15 protein-coding genes are annotated in these 18,007 nt (G+C 61.1%); 14 read left to right on the top strand and 1 reads right to left on the bottom strand.

Features of this window, described 5'->3' with window-relative positions; all coding sequences use genetic code 11:
- Window positions 1-7 precede the first annotated feature (7 nt).
- From IEY47_RS01575 to IEY47_RS01515, 13 genes are all read left to right on the top strand, one after another.
- Window positions 8-1,360 (top strand): MmgE/PrpD family protein, encoded by a 1,353-nt coding sequence (locus IEY47_RS01575; RefSeq protein WP_188981380.1) that lies wholly within the window; start codon window positions 8-10, stop codon window positions 1,358-1,360.
- A 136-nt stretch (window positions 1,361-1,496) separates the two neighbouring features.
- Window positions 1,497-2,699, top strand: a complete 1,203-nt coding sequence (locus tag IEY47_RS01570; protein WP_188981379.1) for a CaiB/BaiF CoA transferase family protein — start codon at window positions 1,497-1,499, stop codon at window positions 2,697-2,699.
- Between the two features lie 468 nt (window positions 2,700-3,167).
- On the top strand, window positions 3,168-3,992 hold the full coding sequence (locus IEY47_RS01565) for an HpcH/HpaI aldolase/citrate lyase family protein (RefSeq protein WP_188981378.1): 825 nt from the start codon (window positions 3,168-3,170) through the stop codon (window positions 3,990-3,992).
- Window positions 3,993-4,335: 343 nt separating this feature from the next.
- The gene (locus IEY47_RS01560) at window positions 4,336-5,640 is read left to right on the top strand and encodes an ABC transporter substrate-binding protein (protein WP_188981377.1); all 1,305 of its coding nucleotides are present in this window, start codon (window positions 4,336-4,338) and stop codon (window positions 5,638-5,640) included.
- Window positions 5,641-5,642: 2 nt separating this feature from the next.
- Window positions 5,643-6,539 (top strand): branched-chain amino acid ABC transporter permease, encoded by an 897-nt coding sequence (locus IEY47_RS01555; protein WP_188981376.1) that lies wholly within the window; start codon window positions 5,643-5,645, stop codon window positions 6,537-6,539.
- The gene (locus IEY47_RS01550) at window positions 6,539-7,483 is read left to right on the top strand and encodes a branched-chain amino acid ABC transporter permease (protein WP_188981375.1); all 945 of its coding nucleotides are present in this window, start codon (window positions 6,539-6,541) and stop codon (window positions 7,481-7,483) included. The genes IEY47_RS01555 and IEY47_RS01550 overlap by 1 nt, the downstream gene beginning before the upstream one ends.
- A complete protein-coding gene (locus tag IEY47_RS01545) occupies window positions 7,480-8,220 on the top strand; it encodes an ABC transporter ATP-binding protein (RefSeq protein ID WP_188981374.1) in 741 nt (246 codons plus the stop codon). The genes IEY47_RS01550 and IEY47_RS01545 overlap by 4 nt, the downstream gene beginning before the upstream one ends.
- Window positions 8,221-8,432: 212 nt before the next feature.
- On the top strand, window positions 8,433-9,200 hold the full coding sequence (locus IEY47_RS01540; protein WP_229779129.1) for an ABC transporter ATP-binding protein: 768 nt from the start codon (window positions 8,433-8,435) through the stop codon (window positions 9,198-9,200).
- A complete protein-coding gene (locus IEY47_RS01535) occupies window positions 9,197-10,630 on the top strand; it encodes an aldehyde dehydrogenase family protein (RefSeq protein WP_188981373.1) in 1,434 nt (477 codons plus the stop codon). Before IEY47_RS01540 ends, IEY47_RS01535 begins: the two co-directional genes overlap by 4 nt.
- Window positions 10,631-10,660: 30 nt before the next feature.
- Complete coding sequence (locus tag IEY47_RS01530) at window positions 10,661-11,785, top strand: zinc-dependent alcohol dehydrogenase family protein (RefSeq protein ID WP_188981372.1); 1,125 nt, start codon at window positions 10,661-10,663, stop codon at window positions 11,783-11,785.
- A gap of 17 nt (window positions 11,786-11,802) precedes the next feature.
- A complete protein-coding gene (locus tag IEY47_RS01525; protein WP_188981371.1) occupies window positions 11,803-12,555 on the top strand; it encodes an SDR family oxidoreductase in 753 nt (250 codons plus the stop codon).
- 183 nt (window positions 12,556-12,738) lie between these two features.
- Window positions 12,739-13,734 carry a TRAP transporter substrate-binding protein gene (locus tag IEY47_RS01520; RefSeq protein WP_188981370.1) on the top strand — a complete coding sequence of 332 codons (996 nt, stop codon included), beginning with the start codon at window positions 12,739-12,741 and terminating at the stop codon, window positions 13,732-13,734.
- Between the two features lie 70 nt (window positions 13,735-13,804).
- Entirely contained in the window at window positions 13,805-14,476 is a 672-nt protein-coding gene (locus IEY47_RS01515; protein ID WP_188981369.1) for a nitroreductase, read from the top strand.
- A 191-nt stretch (window positions 14,477-14,667) separates the two neighbouring features.
- On the opposite strand, the gene lon is transcribed toward IEY47_RS01515, so the two are convergent.
- On the bottom strand, window positions 14,668-17,073 hold the full coding sequence (gene lon / locus IEY47_RS01510; RefSeq protein WP_188981368.1) for an endopeptidase La: 2,406 nt from the start codon (window positions 17,071-17,073) through the stop codon (window positions 14,668-14,670).
- A 141-nt stretch (window positions 17,074-17,214) separates the two neighbouring features.
- Here lon and IEY47_RS01505 point away from each other — a divergent pair, with 141 nt between their 5' ends.
- Window positions 17,215-17,964 carry a helix-turn-helix transcriptional regulator gene (locus tag IEY47_RS01505; protein ID WP_188981367.1) on the top strand — a complete coding sequence of 250 codons (750 nt, stop codon included), beginning with the start codon at window positions 17,215-17,217 and terminating at the stop codon, window positions 17,962-17,964.
- The last annotated feature ends 43 nt before the right edge of the window (window positions 17,965-18,007 follow it).

The following is an 18,007-nucleotide window of genomic DNA, read 5'->3' as shown; positions in this document are numbered from 1 at the left end:
AACAACAATGAGCGCACACACGCAGCAACTTGCCACCTTTCTGGCCGACCTTCGTTTCGAGCAAATTCCCGATGCCGTCCTGGCGCGCACCGAAGACCTCTTCCTCGATTGGCTGGGCTCGGCACTCGCGAGCCAGGGCGCGCATCCGATTCCTCTGTTCGAACGTTATGCCGCCCAAATGGGACCGTCCGAAGGGCGTGCACGCATTCTCGTGAATCGCGGCAGCAGCACGGCGTATTTCGCGGCGCTGGTGAACGGTGCCAGCTCTCATCTAGTGGAGCAGGACGATCTGCACAACAGCTCGGTGTTGCATCCGGCGACAGTCGTATTCTCGGCCGCATTAGCCGCTGCGCAGGACCTCGGCAAGTCGGGGCCTGATCTGCTGACCGCGTCCGTGGCCGGCTATGAAGCGGGCATTCGTATTGGCGAGTTTCTTGGTCGCTCTCACTACCGGATCTTCCACACCACGGCGACAGTGGGCACGCTCGCCGCCGCCGTGGCGGTGGGCAAGCTGCTTGACTTCGACCGAGACCAGTTCATCAATCTGCTCGGTAATGCCGGCACCCAGGCGGCAGGCTTGTGGGAGTTCCTGCGCGACGCCGCGGACTCCAAACAGCTGCATACGGCGAAAGCAGCAGCCGATGGCCTGTTGGCCGCTTACCTGACGAAGGACGGCCTGACCGGCGCGAAGAACATCCTCGAAGGTGAGCAAGGCATGGCAGCCGGCATGTCCAGCGACGCCGATCCGACAAAACTGTCAGACCGCCTCGGCAGCCGCTGGGCGTTGGCGGAGACCTCGTTCAAATTCCACGCGTCCTGCCGACATACGCACCCGGCGGCTGATGCGTTGCTGGATGTCATGCAGCGCGAAGGGCTGGTCGCACGTGATATCGCCAAGGTCGTTACTCGCGTGCATCAGGGCGCTATCGACGTGCTCGGCCGTGTAGTCGTGCCGCAAACGGTTCACCAGGCGAAGTTTTCCATGGGTACCGTGCTGGGTCTCATCGCCGTTCATGGCAAGGCACAGCTCACCGAGTTCAGAGACCTGGCCCTCACTGATCCTGAGGTTTCCGCCTTCCGAGAGAAGGTCACGATGGAGCTTGATTCCGAAGTGGACAACGCCTATCCCGCACGCTGGCTGGGCCGTGTGATCGTGACGACAACGGATGGCCGCACCCTCAAAGGCACCATCGATGATCCTAAGGGTGATCCCGGTAACACGCTCAGCCGTGAGGAACTGGAAGACAAGTTCCGCCGGCTGGTGGCGTTCTCCAGCGCGCGTAGCACGGACGAGGCCGGTGAGTTGATTGCGCGGGTATGGAACCTGCGGTCCACCCGAACTCTTGAACAATTTTCATAGGTGTACGGGCGTTTTGTAGGGCGGGTGCCAACCCGCGGCTTTTTTGAAACCGACATAAGCCGCGGGTTCGCACCCGCCCTACAAAAACGCGGACTCCAGAAAGAACGCTACCCATAAGAAGACAGGTAGAACGAACATGAACATCGCAGCAAATCAACGCCCCCTCGACGGCATCACCGTCGTCAGCCTCGAACATGCCATCGCCGCACCGTTCTGCACCCGTCAGCTGGCCGACTTGGGCGCGCGCGTCATCAAGGTCGAGCGGCCCGGTGTAGGCGATTTCGCGCGCGGTTACGACGAGCGCGTCGACGGTCTGGCCTCGCATTTCGTCTGGACCAACCGCTCGAAGGAGAGCCTGACCCTCGATCTGAAACAGGACGACGCCCGTACGGTGCTCGACAGCCTGCTTGCAAAGGCCGACGTGCTGGTGCAGAACCTGGCGCCTGGCGCGGCGGCACGGATGGGATTGTCCTTCGAAGCATTGCACGCGCAGTACCCGAAGCTGATCGTCTGCGACATTTCCGGCTACGGCGAGGGCGGCCCGTACGAGAAGAAAAAGGCCTATGACCTGCTCATCCAGAGCGAGGGTGGTTTTCTCTCTGTCACCGGAGGCCCAGGCGAGGAGGAGATGGCCAAGGCCGGTTGCTCCATCGCGGACATCGCGGCTGGGATGTACGCCTACAGTGGCATCCTGTCAGCGCTGTTGCTGCGCGGGAGAACGGGCGAGGGCAGCCACGTCGATGTCTCGATGCTCGAAGGTTTGGTGGAGTGGATGGGCTATCCCATGTACTACGCCTATAGCGGCGCGCCTCAACCGCCGCGTGCAGGCGCATCGCACTCTACGATTTATCCATACGGCCCGTTCCAGGCCGGTGATGGCGGCACGATCATGCTCGGCCTGCAGAACGAACGGGAGTGGCAGCTGTTTTGCGAAAAAGTGCTGCTGCAACCGGAGCTAGCAACCGATCCGCGCTTCTCGGCCAACTTCAAGCGTTCGGAAAATCGCGAAACGCTCAAAGGACTCATCCTCCAGACGTTCTCGACGTTGACTGCTGAGCAAGTGATCGAACGCCTCGACGACGCGCAGATCGCGAACGCCCATGTGAATGACATGGCGGGCGTGTGGGCGCACCCGCAGCTCAAGGCGCGCCAGCGTTGGACCGAAGTCGGCAGCCCGGCCGGCCCGCTTCCCGCGCTGTTACCGCCAGGTCGAAACGCAGCCTTTACGCCGCGCATGGACCCGGTGCCGGGATTGGGCGAGCACAGTGAAGCGGTGTTGCAGGAGTTGGGATATGGCGGCGCGGATATCGAACGGTTGCGGGCAGCGGGGGTGATTTGAGGGGTGGATTAGCCTGTTGCGGCGGTAGCCTAAAAGGCAACCAGTCGGGCCCGTTCCGGCAAGACCACTACGGTCCCTGTAGGAGCGAGCCGGGCGGCGATCCGCTTGCTCGCGAACGCATTATTAATACCCATCGACCAACTCGCTGGTTAGCACAGGGAAAAGAAATGGCGACTCTGAGCCAGAAGATCCACCTTAAAACCTGTGTTGATCTTTCCACCGATTCGCGGGCAAGCCCGCTCCTACAGGGACCGCGGCGTTCTTGTAGGAGCGGGCTTGCCCGCGAATGCGATTTCCGCGGCGAAGATTTTGCTAACCCTTCACCGCATCCGCGGGTAAGCGGATCGCTGCCCGACCCGCACCTACAGAGAAATGCGGCGTACATGTAGCGGGTTGGCCTTCAACCAAAATTTGCTGATCACGAGCGTCACCTAACCGCACCACCTATCCAAACACCGGAGACCACCCATGACATCCCCTCTAATCCGTACTGCGCTATTCGTCCCCGGCAGCCGGCCGGAGCGTTTCGCCAAGGCGCTTGCCAGCGGTGCGGATGCCGTCATCGTCGATTTCGAAGATGCCGTCGAAGAGGCGCTCAAGTCCGAGGCGCGTGAGCATCTGGCTCGTTTTCTGCGCGAGACGCCCGAGGCGCGACTCATGGTGCGGGTCAACTCCGCGGACCATCGGGAGCACGCTGAGGACTTGGTGTTCTGCCGGAATCAAACGGGGATCACCCATATCCTACTGCCGAAAGTCGAAAGCGCCGAACAGGTACGCGCGGTGGCCGCAGCGGGCAAACCCGTATGGCCCATCATCGAGAGTGCCAAAGGGCTTCTGAACCTGGCCGAGATAGCCAACGCGCCTGATGTCGAGCGCCTGAGCTTCGGCTCCTTGGATCTTGCGCTCGACCTGGGTTTGACCACCGGCAGTGATGCTGCCGCGATCATCCTCGACCAGGCGCGTTATCAGATCCTGTTGCAGTCGCGCGGCGCTGGCCTGCAAGCGCCTTTGGACGGCGTGCACCCAGCGTTCGATGACAGCGAGGGTTTGGCAAAGGTGATCCGTCATGCGCGTGACATGGGTTTTGGTGGCGCGCTCTGCATCCATCCCCGGCAGGTGCAGGTGATCCACGATGCACTGGCGCCCGACGAGCGTGAGCGGGCTTGGGCTCAGCGTGTGTTGGACGCAAGTCAGGGGGCCGCTGCGGCGTTCACGCTGGACGGGCAGATGGTCGATGCCCCTGTTCTGTTGCGAGCCCAGCGATTGTTGGCGTTGGCGTTGGCGGGGCGGTAAGTACGCAAAAAGCCTCCATGGTCCCACGGGCCATAGCATTTCCGCGGTCGGACATTGTGGGAGCGGATCGGTCGGCGTTCAGCCATGCCCGCGAAGAGATCTAGCTAAATAACCTCGCCGGAGATCTGGGACCGTATCGCGGGCATGGCCCGCTCCTACGAAGAATTTAACAGCAAGCCGTTTCCACAAGTACTTGAATGCACCCGTGCCATCACCGTTCGGCTTGCTGGAACGCCGGGTTGGAGAAAGACGAATTCAATTAACGTTTGCCTGCGCGCAACCTCGCCTACAGTTCTAGACGTTCGCTTCAAAAACAAAAACAACAGCCTCAGAGGCAAAAGCTATGTTCAGACGTGTCGCTATACGGGCATCCCTGCTCGCTGCGTTTTCCTGCTCGCTGCTCGCCACCGGGGCGCAGGCTGCCGACAAGCCGGCCGAGCTCAAAGTCGGTATCACCACGTTCATGTCTGGCTCGGCCTCTGTTTTTGGCGTACCGGCCAAAGCCGCTGCGGAGATGTATATCGACTCGCTGAACGCCAAGGGTGGGATCGATGGTGTGAAGGTTCGCCCGATCTTCATCGATGAAGGCGTGGGTGGCGATCGTTTGCTTTCGGAGTACCGCCGGGTCGTTCAGGAGGAACGCGCCGAGCTGATGCTTGCGTCCATCTCCAGCGGCAACTGCAACACGCTTGCGCCAGTGGCCGAAGACCTCAAGGTCGTGAACCTGATGTGGGACTGCGGCACGGAGAAGGCCCTCGAAGGGCACGGCTACAAATACGTCTTCCGCCCTCAAGCGAACGCCGTAACCGAGATGGTCGCGGCTGTCGCCTATCTGCTCAAGGTCAACCCGGACTTCAAGACCATCGCCGTGGTGAACCAGGACTACGCCTGGGGCCGCGACTCCTGGGACATCTTCCGCACGGTACTGACGCAGCTCAAACCCGATGTGAAAGTCGTTGCCGAGCTGTTCCCCAAGTTCGGGGCGCCTGACTTTTCTGCCGAGGTAAGCCGGCTGCAAGTGCTGCGCCCTGATGTCGTTCTCTCCACGTCCTGGGGCGGCGATCTGGATACCTTCGTACGCCAGGCCAGCCAGCGCGGGCTGCTGAGAACGTCGAAGTTCTACCTGCCGCTAGGCGAAAGCTCGCTGGAGCGTTTGGGTCAGACGCTCCCGGATGGCGTGCTCATCGGCGCACGGGGCGACCACTATTTCCTCGAGCCGCGCTATGTGAACGACGAGAAGCACAAGACCTTCGTCGCCAACTTCAAGGAAAAGACTGGCAGTTACCCGATCTACTCCGTCTACCACATGATCCAGTCGCTGGACGCCATGACCGCAGCCTACGAAAAGGCAATCAAGGCCGCCGGTGGTTGGCCCACCGAAGAGCAATTGGCCGACGCGTTCAGAGGGCTGGAATTTCGCGGCTTGACCAGTTCGGTGACGATTCGGCCGGAAGACGGGCAGGGCCTCGAAGACCAGTTGTTCGGCATGACCACGAGCCACCCGGACTACAAGTTCAAGGTGCTCAAGGACGTGATGATCGTTCCGGCTGCCCCTGTCACCACGCCGCCTGGCCAGCACACGCCTGATTGGTTGAAGACCGTCAACGCGTCCATCATCGACGCCGTCCAACCCGCACAGGCGCAATAGCCATGACCCGGGACATCCTCATTCTGGCGCTGCTGGATGGGGTGTCCTACGCCGGCCTGCTGTTCCTGGTCGCGCTAGGGCTCACCTTCATCTTCGGTGTCGTGCGAATCCTCAATGTGGCCCACGGCAGTCTCTATGCCTGCGGCGGTTATGCCGCGGCGACACTGGGATTGTGGCTGGGCGGCGGCACGCTCGGCGCATCGCTGGCGGCGCTGATCGGCGCGTCCATCGCGGTTGGCGTGGTGCTCGGTACCTTGCTGATGTTGCTGTTGCGGCGTTTCCAGGATCGCGACCCGATCCTGCAACTGCTGGTGACCTTCGGCGCGTTCATGATCTTCGAAGATTTGCAGCGGATGATCTGGGGCACCCAGCCGTACTTCGTAGCGGATGTGGTGAACCAGATGGGCACGTCGGAGGTGCTCGGCGTCGTCTACATGAACTACCAGCTGCTGTTCGTGCCGGGCGCGGCAATCGCCATCTTTGCGCTGTTGCAGTGGTTCCTCAAGCACACGCTCACTGGTCGGCAGATCATCGCCGTCACTCATGACCGTGAAGTGGCGACTGCGATGGGCATCAACGCCAAACGCATCGCTTACCTGACGTTCATCGTCGGCGCGATGCTGGGCTCCCTCGGTGGTGCGCTGGCATCGCCGACGACTTCGCTCGTGCCCGGTATTGGCGCGGACATGATCGTGCTGTCTTTCGCGGTGGTGGCCACCGCCGGGCTCGGGCAGATCTCCGGTGCACTGCTGACGGCGCTGATGATCGGACTCGCACGTTCGTTCTGCGTGTACCTGTATCCCGAACTCGAAGTGGTCATGCCGTACGTGATCATGGTGCTGGTTCTACTGGTGCGGCCCCAGGGGCTGTTCACCGTGGCTCAGGCGAGGAGAATCTGATGCGCCCATCCCTGATTGGAGCGGCCATCGCGGCCGCCATTCTGCTCGCGGTCGGCTTTGGTTTCCCCTGGTTGAAGATCCCATTGATCCTTGCGTTCTGCTACGGCATGGCGGCGCTCGGCATCGGCGTCCTGCTGCGGGCGGGCCAGATATCCTTCGGTCACGCGATGTACGCCTGCATCTCGGGCTACACCGTCGCCTTTCTCGGTAGCCGGTTTCCCGGATTGGATGGGCTGCTGCTGATCGTGCTCGGTACCGCCGCCAGCATCGTCGCGGGCATGCTGATCGGCGCGTTCGTTGTGCGTTACCGCGAGATTTTCTTCGGCATGCTCAACCTCGCATTGTCGATGGTGCTGTTCACCATCCTCGGTAAGTTCTATGCCTATACCGGTGGGACGGATGGGCTGCGGGTGAATCGTCCCACGTTGCTCGGTATGGATCTGTCGCGGCCGGAGTTCGAAGGTGCGCTGCTGGTGCTGGCGATCCTGGCCTCGCTCGCCGTGATCTGGGCCGTGCAGCGCTATTTCCGCTCAAGCGCCGGGCAGGCACTGGCCGCAATCAAGACCAACGAGACGCGGCTGGAGTACCTGGGTGTGTCCGCCCGCAAGCTGCTCTGGCAGGGCTATGTGTTGTCGGCGGCGCTCTGCGGTCTGTCCGGCTCGTTGTTCGGCCTTTCCCAAGGTTTGGTCACGCCGGAGATGGGCTACTGGCTGCGCTCGGGCGAGTTCGTCTTCATCGCCATTCTGGGTGGCTCGGGGCATGCGGTCGGTGCTTTCGTCGGCGCCTTGCTTTACGAGTTTCTCAAGATGTATGCGGCTGCCTTGGTCAGCGGTGCCTGGCAGTTGGTACTGGGCGCGACGCTCATCGTCATCATCTACTTCCTGCCCAAAGGGCTGGTGGGGCTGTTTTCGCGACGCCGCTCGGCGGTGGAGGGGCAGCCATGAGCACCTTGCTGCGGACACAAGGGCTGACATTGGCCTTCGGCGGTCTGATAGTCGCCAACAAGATCGACTTCGAGCTTAGTGAAGGCGAGCGGCTGGCGGTGATCGGGCAGAACGGCGCCGGCAAGACGACCTTCATCAATATCTGCACCGGGCTGCTACGTCCGGATGCCGGGCGCGTCGAGTTCGACAGCGCCGATATAACCGGCCTGTCGCCGCGCCACATCGTGCGCCGGGGGATGGCGCGCTCGTTCCAACTGCCACAGCTGTTTCTCGATCACACCGTACGCCAATGCCTGGAGCTTGCTGGCATGGCGCGGGAGAAGCGCTTGCCGTTCTGGCGATCGCTGTCGTTCACGTCTGACCGTCGCGAAGTGGACCGCGTACTGGAACTGGTCAGCCTGACCGGTCGCCAGCATGAGCCCGCCGCGAACCTGCCTGAAGGCCAACGCAAACTGCTCGATGTGGCGATGTCGCTGATGCTCGCGCCGCGTTTGCTGATCATGGATGAGCCCACCAGTGGCGTGTCCACGGAGGAAAAGCACGGGGTGATGGAGATCGTCATGGGCGCGCTGGAAGAGCGCAAGGTGACGGCTATTTTCGTCGAGCACGACGTTGACATCGTGAAGCGTTATGCAACGCGGGTTGCGGCGTGGATCGCCGGTGCGATCGCTGCGGATGGGAAACCTGAGGTGGTTTTGGCGGATGTGAATGTGCGTCGTGAGGTGCTGGGGGAGTAGGGGGGCCTTTTGGGGAAAATTAAAAAAAAAGTTTCTGATCAATTCGCCACTAGCTAAATCATTGAGTTACGGGCGTTCAAAATCGATTTTTTTGGGTTTCTGAAGACCCCCTGTAGGGGCGGGCTTGCCCGCGAACGATGGCAGGCTCCGCACTGTAGCCGCCTGTGAAATCAATACGCGGGCAAGCCCGCCCCTACAGGTCAGAATTGCGGATGTTTAAGAACAATCGCTTTTACATGTTCGATGAGAGGCAGACCGACATGCTTGAGCTCGAGAACATCAGCGCGGATATCGTCAGGGCTCCGGTCCTTCGGGGGATTCACGCGGGCCTCCCGAAAGGCTCCATTTGCGCCGTAGTCGGGCGGAACGGTGCCGGCAAGACGACGCTGCTGCGCGTCATCATGGGGTTGGTACCGCTGCGTAACGGGCGTGTGTCGCTCGATGGCACGGATCTCTCGACCGTGCCCGCGCATGGGCGTGCCCGTATGGGTATCGGCTATGCACCGCAGGAGCGGGTGATGTTCCCGACCCTGACGGTAGAAGAGAACCTGCGGTTGCCGTGCCAGGTGGCGCGCTTTTCTCGTCAGCAGGTCGACGAGCGCCTGGCGCTGACACTGGAGGTGGTCCCGCAACTCGGGGAGATGTTGCCGCGTTCAGGCGCCGCTCTATCCGGCGGGCAGGGCAAGATGGCCGCGCTGGGGCGAGCGTTGATGATCGGCAGCCGCCTCATCCTGCTCGATGAGCCTTTCCAAGGTTTGGCTCCCGCGTTGGCCGCCCAATACGCGGATGCGCTCAAACGGTTGCAGCAGAAAGTACCGGACCTTTGCATCGTCGTGACCGAATCCAACGGCAGTCTGCTCAAGGATGTGCCCGACCGCATCCTGCATATCGAGCGCGGCGCGTTATTGCCGGATGAGCCATTGGTGACAGCGGAAAATTCCGCTGCTCCCACGTTTTCCCAGATGGAGACATACCCATGAGCAAGCTGTTCATCGACGGCGCTTGGCACGCACCGATCGGGCGTGAAACGCTGCCGGTCTACTCACCCGCGGACGGGCAGGTCTATGCCGAAATCGGTCGCGGGCAGGCGGAGGACATCGACCTTGCAGTGAAGGCGGCACGGCGTGCCTATGAAGGCGAGTGGGGTCGCTATAGCGCGACGGAGCGCGGGCGGTTGCTCGTTCGGATCGGCAACAAGGTACTCGAACATATCGACGAGCTCGCAGGCATCGAAGCACGGGACACCGGCAAGCCGCTGGCGCTGGCGCGCAAGGACATCGAGGCCCTGGCCCGGTATTTCGAGTTCTACGGTGGCGCCGCTGACAAGGTGCATGGCCAGGTTATCCCCTACCTGCCGGGCTATTCGGTCAATGTCGTTCGCGAAGCCTATGGAGTCGTAGCCCATATCATTCCCTGGAATTACCCCGCGCAGATGCTAGGCCGCACCATCGGACCGGCGCTGGCGATGGGCAATGCCTCTGTGGTCAAGCCCGCCGAAGATGCTTGCATGACATCGTTGCGCGTCGCCGAACTCGCGGTCGAGGCCGGCTTGCCCGCAGGCGCGCTGAATATCGTGACGGGGCTCGGACGAGAAGCCGGTGCCGCGCTTGCCGAGCATCCGGACATCAACCTCATCACCTTCACCGGGTCTCCAGGCGTTGGTGTTCAGGTGCAGCAGGCCGCAGCGGTCAATCACGTTAAATGCGTGCTCGAACTTGGTGGCAAGTCCCCGCAGGTGGTGTTCGAGGATGCGGATCTAGAGAAAGCAGTCCCGATCATCGTCGGCGCCATCATTCAGAACGCCGGGCAGACGTGTTCGGCTGGTAGCCGTTTGCTGATCCAGCGCAGTGTGCTCGACGAGGTGTTGGCGAAGGTCGCAGCGCGTTTCAGCGAGATGCGCGTGGGGGCGCCAGATGCATCGCCAGACTGCGGGCCGATCATCACTCGCGCTCAGTTCGAACGGGTCAAGGCGTTCATCGCCGAATGCGATGCGAGTGGTCTGCCATTGGCAGCGGAAGGCAAGGCTGACAGCGGCTTGCCAACAAACGGCTGGTATGTGAAACCGCGCTTGTACGGCCCGGTGCCGCGCGATCACCGCTTGGCCAAGGACGAAGTGTTCGGCCCGGTGTTGGCTGCGTTGCCGTTCGACGACGAGGACGATGCGGTACGCCTCGCCAACGGTACGGAGTACGGCCTGGTCGCCGCCATCTGGACCGAGAACGGCGCTCGTCAGCAGCGGCTCGCGCGTCGACTCGTCGGCGGTCAGGTCTTCATCAATTGCTATGGCGCGGGCGGTGGTGTGGAGCTGCCGTTCGGCGGCGTGCGCAAGAGCGGTCACGGCCGGGAGAAGGGTTTCCTGGCTCTGGAAGAATTCAGTGTGACCAAGACGGTGGTGAGCCACCACGGCTGATCATCCAGATTCGTACAGCAGGAGAGAACAATGAAAATACGTTCTGCCGTACTCCGCGAATCAGGCCTCGAAGGCCCGTTCGCGGACAGTAAACCGTTGACCATCACCGAACTGGAACTTGCGCCACCCGGACCGGGCGAGGTGCTGGTTCGGATGATCGCCGCCGGGCTTTGTCATTCGGATCTATCGGTGATTACGGGTGTGCGGCCTCGCCCCGTGCCGATGGCGCTCGGGCATGAAGCCAGTGCGAAAGTTGTGCGGGTTGGCAGTGGTGTCAGCCATGTTCGGGCTGGGCAAAAGGTTGCATTGGTCTTCGTGCCCAGCTGTGGCCATTGCACACCCTGCATGGAAGGTCGCCCGGCGTTGTGCGAACCGGGCAATGGCGCCAATGCGAAAGGCGAAATGCTCGATGGCGGGCGCCGCCTCAGCCGTGACGGTGTCACGGTGCATCACCACTGTGGGGTCTCGGCGTTTTCGGAACATGCGGTCGTATCCGCGCGGTCCTGCATCCCCATCGATGACGACATCGATCCCGTCGAGGCGGCAGTATTCGGCTGCGCCGTACTGACCGGCGTAGGCGCAGTGGTCAATACCGGACAGGTCCGACCAGGGGCCTCGGCCTTAATTGTTGGACTGGGGGGTGTCGGGCTCAGTGCATTACTAGGGGCGCTTGCGGCGGGCGCGCATCCCGTCGTCGCCGTGGATGTGCATCAAAGCAAACTCGATTTCGCGATGGCGCTGGGCGCTGACCATGCCGTCAATGCGAAGGACGCGGATGCCGTGGAGCGTATTCGTGAGTTGACGCGAGGGGGCGTCGACTACGCCTTCGAGTTCGCTGGATCCGTGCCGGCCATGCAGCTCGCTTACGCGGCGACGCGACGGGGCGGAACGACCGTAACCGCCGGTCTGCCGCATCCGGATGATCGGTGGCCGCTGCAGCAGCTTTCGCTCACCGCAGAAGAGCGCACGGTGAAGGGCAGCTACATCGGCTCCTGCATCCCCTCGCGAGACATTCCGCGCTACGTGGGCCTATTCAAAGCCGGGAAGCTACCCGTGAACAAGCTGATCGGCGAGCGCCTGGCACTCGACGACATTAATGCCGGCTTCGACCGCCTTGCCACGGGCAGCGGTCTGCGCGACCTCATCGTTTTCTAATCCAGAGGGATTTCGACATGGCACAACTCGAAAACAAGATCGCCATCGTAACGGGCGCCGCCAGCGGTTTTGGCGCCGCTATCGCGCGGGATTACCTTGCTGAAGGTGCACGGGTCGTACTGGCCGATATCAACGGTGATGCCGCGAGCCGGCTCGCGGACGAGCTCGGTCCCAATGCGTTGGCGGTCGCCTGCGACGTGACGCAGGGGGATCAAGTCCGCGCGGCGGTCGAGCGGTGTGTGGAAGCGTTCGGCGTGCCGGATATCGTGGTCAATAACGCCGGGACCACGCACCGCAACCAGCCGCTATTGAATGTGGACGAAGCGACGTTCGATCGTGTTTACGCGGTCAATGTGAAGTCCATCTTTCATATGGTGCACGCGGTAGTGCCATTGATGCGCGAGCGCGGTAGCGGTTCGATCATCAATGTCGGCTCCGTTGCCGGGATCCGGCCACGTCCGGGGCTGACTTGGTACAACGGCTCGAAAGGTGCCGTGAACCTGTTGTCGAAGTCGCTGGCCGTAGAATTGGGACCGGATGGCATACGCGTCAACAATATCTGTCCGGTGATGGGCGAAACCGCGCTCCTCGAACACTTCATAGGTATGCCGGATACGCCAGAAAATCGTGCGAAATTCGTGGCAACGATTCCACTGGGGCGTCTCTCGAAACCCGCCGACGTCGCCGCCGTCGCAACCTTCCTCGCAAGCGACGGCGCGGCATTCCTCAACGGCGTGGAATTGCCAGTGGATGGCGGCCGAGTGGTCTAACCTTACTCGCGCATGCGTTCGGTTGGGCTGAACGCATGGTTATCGAAAAGTGGATGGCTGCCGCGGTAGGGCTTCTGCATTCTGCCTTGGCGACACCTGCTGGCGCCTGCGTTCGAACGCGCGCCGATGCAGCTAGGCCGTCCAGCTTTCGACCTAATTACAAAAACAATGAGGTGACCCACGATGCTCAAGCCCTTCGCCCGTACGCTCGCCTGCGCGCTTGCGTTGACCGCCACTGGGTTGGCGTATGCCGATAACCCGATCACGATCAAATTCGCCCACGTCGTTGCCGAACACACGCCGAAAGGGCAGGGCGCCGAGATGTTCAAGAAGCTGGCAGAGGAACGTCTCCCCGGCAAAGTGAAGGTCGAGGTTTATCCGAACTCGTCACTGTTCGGCGATGGCAAGGAGATGGAAGCGTTGCTGCTAGGCGACGTGCAATTACTGGCACCCTCGCTGGCGAAATTCGAACCCTATTCCAAACCGCTGCAGATCTTCGACCTGCCGTTCCTGTTCGATGACATGGCGGCAGTGGATCGTTTCCAGAATGGCGAAGCGGGCAAGGGCCTGCTGAAAAGCATGGAAGACAAGAACATTACGGGCCTGGCCTATTGGCACAACGGCCTGAAGGTCCTCTCTGCCAACAAGGCACTGCGTGAACCGAAGGATGCACGTGGGCTGAAGTTCCGGGTGCAAGCGTCGAACGTACTTGAAGAGCAGTTCAAGGCGGTGCGCGCCAACCCGCGCAAGATGAGTTTTGCTGAGGTGTACCAGGGCTTGCAGACCGGGGTGGTCAACGGCACCGAAAACACTTGGTCGAACTATTACAGCCAGAAGGTGCATGAGGTGCAGCCGTTCTTCACCGAATCGAACCATGGCCTGATCGACTACATGGTCATCACCAACACCAAGTTCTGGAACGGCCTGCCGGCCGATGTGCGCACCGAGCTGGAAAAAATTATGGCGGAGGTGAGTGTCGAGGTGAATAAGAAAGCCGATGCGTTGAACGTCGAAGCGCGTGACGCCATCGCGAAGGCAGGCACCAGCGAGATCATTCAATTGACTCCGGAGCAGCGCGGTGAGTGGCGTGAAGCCATGCGCCCGGTCTGGGAGAAGTTCCAGGGCGAGATCGGTGCGGATCTGATCAAGGCGGCTGAGGCGTCCAACCAAGCGCAGTGATCATTGATGTTGAACGGAGCGGGCCTTGGCCCGCTCTTTTCATTTATGTGGCGAGCAAACAGGAGCGTTCATGGATGTCAGTGATGCGTTGCGGCTACGCAACAGCGTACGGGTGTTTCGTGACGAACCAGTAGACATGACGTTGTTGCGCGATCTGCTGGCGCAAGCTGGGCGGGCTCCGTCCGGTGGCAATCTTCAGCCGTGGCGTGTGTACGTGCTGGCGGGCGCTGCGATCGAGCGTTTTCGAACGACCATGGCGGCGCGCCTGGAAACGAACCCTGAGCCCGATGCGGCGGATTACCCGGTGTATCCCGACCCATTGGACGAACCGTATCGAAGCCATCGCTTCATGGTTGGCGAGGACATGTACCGTCTTCTCAATATCACTCGCGAGGACAAGACCGCGCGGCGTGCCTGGTTTGCCCGCAATTACCGGTTCTTCGATGCACCGTGCGCGCTGTTCTTCTTCGTCGAACGGAGCATGGGACCCGGGCAATGGGCCGACTTAGGTATGTTCGAGCAAAGCTTGATGCTGCTGCTTAAGCAGCACGGGTTGGACAGTTGCGCTCAAGCCTGTTGGGCGCGTTATCACCGGACGGTGGAAGATTTTCTGGAAACGCCGGACGGGTACATCCTGCATTGCGGTATGGCGATCGGGTATGCGGATGAGGATGCAGCGGTGAATTCGTTGGTGAGCCAACGGATGGCGGTCGACGAGTATTGCCAGTTTATGGAGTCCTGAAATACCTAAACGTGGCACGTAACCCTGTAGGAGCCAGCTTGCTGGCGATCTGCGATAGCGACTACCGCGCTTATGTTTAGATCGGACGCTATGGAGCGAGCCTCGATATCTGATCGCCAGCAAGCTGGCTCCTACAGAAGAGCGAATCGGTCGCATTAGGGCCTGCGTAGACAGGCAGGCCCTAATACGCGTCAGCTGAACACCACCTTAGCCACATCGGCAAAACGCTTGGCGAAATGGACCGTCAGGCCTTCCTTCAGGTAGTCCGGCAACTCCTCGAAATCCCCGCGGTTGGCTTCGGGCATGATCAACTCGTAGATCTTCTGCCGCCGGGCCGCGATAACTTTTTCCCGTACGCCGCCAATCGCCAGGACCGAGCCCGTCAATGTCAGCTCGCCCGTCATGGCGATGTTCTTCTTCGGCGCCTGGTTGCGTGCTAACGAAAGCAGCGCGCTGGCCATGGTGATGCCTGCGCTCGGGCCATCTTTCGGCGTTGCGCCTTCTGGCACGTGCAGGTGGACGAACGCCTGATCGAAGAACTTCGGGTCTCCCTTGAACTGCTTCAGGTGCGAGGCGACATAGCCGTAAGCGATTTCCGCGGATTCACGCATCACGTCACCCAGTTTGCCAGTGAGCTTGAAGCCGCGGTTCAGCGTATGGATACGCGTGGCCTCGATCGGCAGGATCGCGCCACCCATGCTTGTCCACGCCAGACCGGTAATGATGCCGATCCCGGAAAGAATCTGCTCCGGCCGCCAGAACGGCATGCCCAGGTGCTCCTCCAAATCTCTGGTCCCGATCTTCATCGGCTTCTGGTTTTCGGGCTCTTCCAACAGCCGAACGACCGACTTGCGTACAAGCTTGCCGAGCTGTTTGTCCAGCTGACGCACGCCGGCCTCGCGGGCATACCCTTCGATCAGCGCTTTCATCGCGCTGTCCGTCACCGACAGCATCTTCTTCGGCACGCCGGCCTTTTCCAGCTGGCGCGGCCACAGGTGCTTCTTGGCAATCGCCATCTTCTCTTCGGTGATGTAACCGGACAGCCGAATGATTTCCATACGGTCCAGCAACGGGCCAGGAATCGAGTACAGCGTGTTGGCCGTGCAGACAAACAGCACCTTTGACAGGTCCAGGCGCATGTCCAGATAGTGGTCGAGGAAGTTGACGTTCTGTTCCGGGTCCAGCGTCTCGAGCAAAGCCGAAGCCGGGTCGCCCTGGAAGCTCTGACCAAGCTTGTCGATCTCGTCAAGCATGATCACCGGGTTCATGACCTCGACTTCGCGCAGCGCCTGGACCAGCTTGCCAGGCTGGGCACCGATGTAGGTGCGGCGGTGACCCTTGATCTCCGCTTCGTCACGCATGCCGCCGACGCTGAAACGGAAGAAGGGTCGGTCGAGGGATTCGGCGATGGACTTGCCGATACTGGTCTTGCCCACACCCGGCGGACCGACGAGCAGCACGATCGAGCCATCGATAGAGCCTTTGTAGGCACCCACCGCAAGGAATTCGATGATGCGATCCTTGATGTCATCGAGGCCCGCATGATGGGCGTCGAGCACCTTGCGCGCGTGTTTGAGGTCGAGCTTGTCCTGCCCGTAGACGCCCCAAGGCATGGCGCTCGCCCAATCCAGGTAGTTACGGGTCACCGCGTATTCAGGTGAACCGGTCTCCAGAATCGACAGCTTGTTGAGCTCTTCGTCGATGCGCTTCTGCACCTGCGGTGGCAGCGTTTTGCCTTCCAGGCGACTCTTGAATTCGTCGGCGTCCGCGCTGCGGTCGTCCTTGGTGATACCCAGCTCCTGCTGGATGATCTTCAACTGTTCCTTGAGGAAGAATTCGCGCTGGCGCTCACCGATCTTGCGATTGACTTCAGCGGACAGCTCTTTCTGCAAACGCGCGACTTCCACTTCTTTGCGCAACAGCGGCAGCACCTTCTGCATACGTTGCAGAATGGGCACGGTGTCGAGGATTTCCTGCAGTTGTGGCCCAGGGGTATTGGTCAATGCAGCCGCGAAATCGGACAGCGGCGACGGATCGTTCGGGCTGAAGCGGTTGAGGTAGTTCTTCAACTCTTCGCTGTACAGCGGGTTGAGTGGCAGCAACTCCTTGATGGCGTTGATCAGCGCCATGCCGTAAGCCTTCACCTCGTCGCTGCCATCAGCGCTGTGCTTGGGGTAATCGACTTCGACGAGATAGGGCGGGCGATGCCGCTTGAGCCAGTTGCGAATGCGAACGCGCGACAGCCCTTGAGCCACGAACTGCAATTTGCCGTTTTCACGCGTGGCGTGGTGCACACGCACGAGCGTGCCGTGCTCGGGCATTGCATCGATATCCAGATGGCGCGGATCTTCCGGCGGATTTTCCATGAAAAACAGCGCCAACGAGTGGTGCTCGGTCTTTGCCACGAGCTCGAGGGTCTCCGCCCAAGGCTCTTCATTGACGATGACCGGCAAGACCTGCGCCGGGAAGAAGGGTCGGTTCTGGATCGGGATCACGTAGAGCTTGTCCGGCCACGACTGCCCTGGCAGGGCAAGGCCGGTGCTGGGCTGGGTGATCACATCGTCCACGAGTTCCGAGTTGATATCCTGATCGCTCATGAGGCACCTGTCGCTGTAGTTGTCTGTTAGATGCGTCGCGGCGCGGATGATTTCAATGGCGGCACGTGTCCACAGTGGTATCCGGCTGTAAAAACGCCTGAGCCTCGATTAAAGTGCGCGAAATTCGCTCGACCCATCGCCATGCTTAACGCCCGCCTCATGCGCCTCGACGCGCAGCCCGACGAACACGCCCATGATTACCACCAGTTGATCTTTTCTCTGGAGGGCCGCGCTGCATTCGACGTTGCCGGGGAGGGGGGCGAAGTGTGCCGCATGCGAGCCTGTCTCGTGCCCGGCGATGCAGCGCATGAGTTCGCGGGGGTCGGCGATAATCAGATGCTGATCGTCGATCTGGACGAACAGGACCAGGGGCCCGAAGACCTCGAACTGTTGAAGCGGCTTTTCGACGTACCGCGGTTCCCCGCGCTGGATGCGGATTTTCAGAACTTGCTCAACTACGCCGGTGCCGAATTGCGGCGCTACGGGAGCGACCCGTTGTTATCGCGTGCGTTGAGCGGCGTATTGTTGCGCGCATTGCACCTGCGTGTATTCGACAAACCACCTCAAGGCCGACCGAGTTCGATCGATATGGGGCTTATCGACGCCTACGTGCGCAAGCATTTGGCACGTCGAATCAGCGTCGCGGAAATGGCTCAGGTGGCCTACCTTAGCCCAAGCCACTTCCATGCGCAGTTCAAGGACAGCGTTGGGCTGACACCCCACCAATACGTGCTGAAGGTTCGCCTGGACCATGCTTCGCGCATGTTGCGGGAGAGCCCGTTGCCGCTCGTACGCATCGCGGAGGAATGCGGCTTCTCGAGTCAAAGCGCGCTGACTACCGCTATGCGCCGGTACCTCGGATTGACGCCTGGACGCCTGCGTAACCATTGATCGGATGATGTCGCCATGATGTCATTTCGCGGCTTAGGTTTAC

The organism is Pseudomonas matsuisoli (assembly GCF_014647635.1).
GTDB classification, from domain to species: Bacteria; Pseudomonadota; Gammaproteobacteria; order Pseudomonadales; family Pseudomonadaceae; genus Pseudomonas_P; species Pseudomonas_P matsuisoli.
This window is presented reverse-complemented; position numbering and strand designations above follow the sequence as displayed.

What these genes read in the sequence shown, in the direction of transcription:
- IEY47_RS01540 (WP_229779129.1), top strand. Translation starts at nt 8,433, where the DNA reads ATGTTTAAGAACAATCGCTTTTACATGTTCGATGAGAGGCAGACCGAC.
- IEY47_RS01575 (WP_188981380.1), top strand. Translation starts at nt 8, where the DNA reads ATGAGCGCACACACGCAGCAACTTGCCACCTTTCTGGCCGACCTTCGT.
- IEY47_RS01530 (WP_188981372.1), top strand. Translation starts at nt 10,661, where the DNA reads ATGAAAATACGTTCTGCCGTACTCCGCGAATCAGGCCTCGAAGGCCCG.
- IEY47_RS01525 (WP_188981371.1), top strand. Translation starts at nt 11,803, where the DNA reads ATGGCACAACTCGAAAACAAGATCGCCATCGTAACGGGCGCCGCCAGC.
- IEY47_RS01535 (WP_188981373.1), top strand. Translation starts at nt 9,197, where the DNA reads ATGAGCAAGCTGTTCATCGACGGCGCTTGGCACGCACCGATCGGGCGT.
- IEY47_RS01570 (WP_188981379.1), top strand. Translation starts at nt 1,497, where the DNA reads ATGAACATCGCAGCAAATCAACGCCCCCTCGACGGCATCACCGTCGTC.
- lon (WP_188981368.1), bottom strand. Translation starts at nt 17,073, where the DNA reads ATGAGCGATCAGGATATCAACTCGGAACTCGTGGACGATGTGATCACC.
- IEY47_RS01560 (WP_188981377.1), top strand. Translation starts at nt 4,336, where the DNA reads ATGTTCAGACGTGTCGCTATACGGGCATCCCTGCTCGCTGCGTTTTCC.
- IEY47_RS01505 (WP_188981367.1), top strand. Translation starts at nt 17,215, where the DNA reads ATGCTTAACGCCCGCCTCATGCGCCTCGACGCGCAGCCCGACGAACAC.
- IEY47_RS01515 (WP_188981369.1), top strand. Translation starts at nt 13,805, where the DNA reads ATGGATGTCAGTGATGCGTTGCGGCTACGCAACAGCGTACGGGTGTTT.
- IEY47_RS01550 (WP_188981375.1), top strand. Translation starts at nt 6,539, where the DNA reads ATGCGCCCATCCCTGATTGGAGCGGCCATCGCGGCCGCCATTCTGCTC.
- IEY47_RS01520 (WP_188981370.1), top strand. Translation starts at nt 12,739, where the DNA reads ATGCTCAAGCCCTTCGCCCGTACGCTCGCCTGCGCGCTTGCGTTGACC.
- IEY47_RS01545 (WP_188981374.1), top strand. Translation starts at nt 7,480, where the DNA reads ATGAGCACCTTGCTGCGGACACAAGGGCTGACATTGGCCTTCGGCGGT.
- IEY47_RS01565 (WP_188981378.1), top strand. Translation starts at nt 3,168, where the DNA reads ATGACATCCCCTCTAATCCGTACTGCGCTATTCGTCCCCGGCAGCCGG.
- IEY47_RS01555 (WP_188981376.1), top strand. Translation starts at nt 5,643, where the DNA reads ATGACCCGGGACATCCTCATTCTGGCGCTGCTGGATGGGGTGTCCTAC.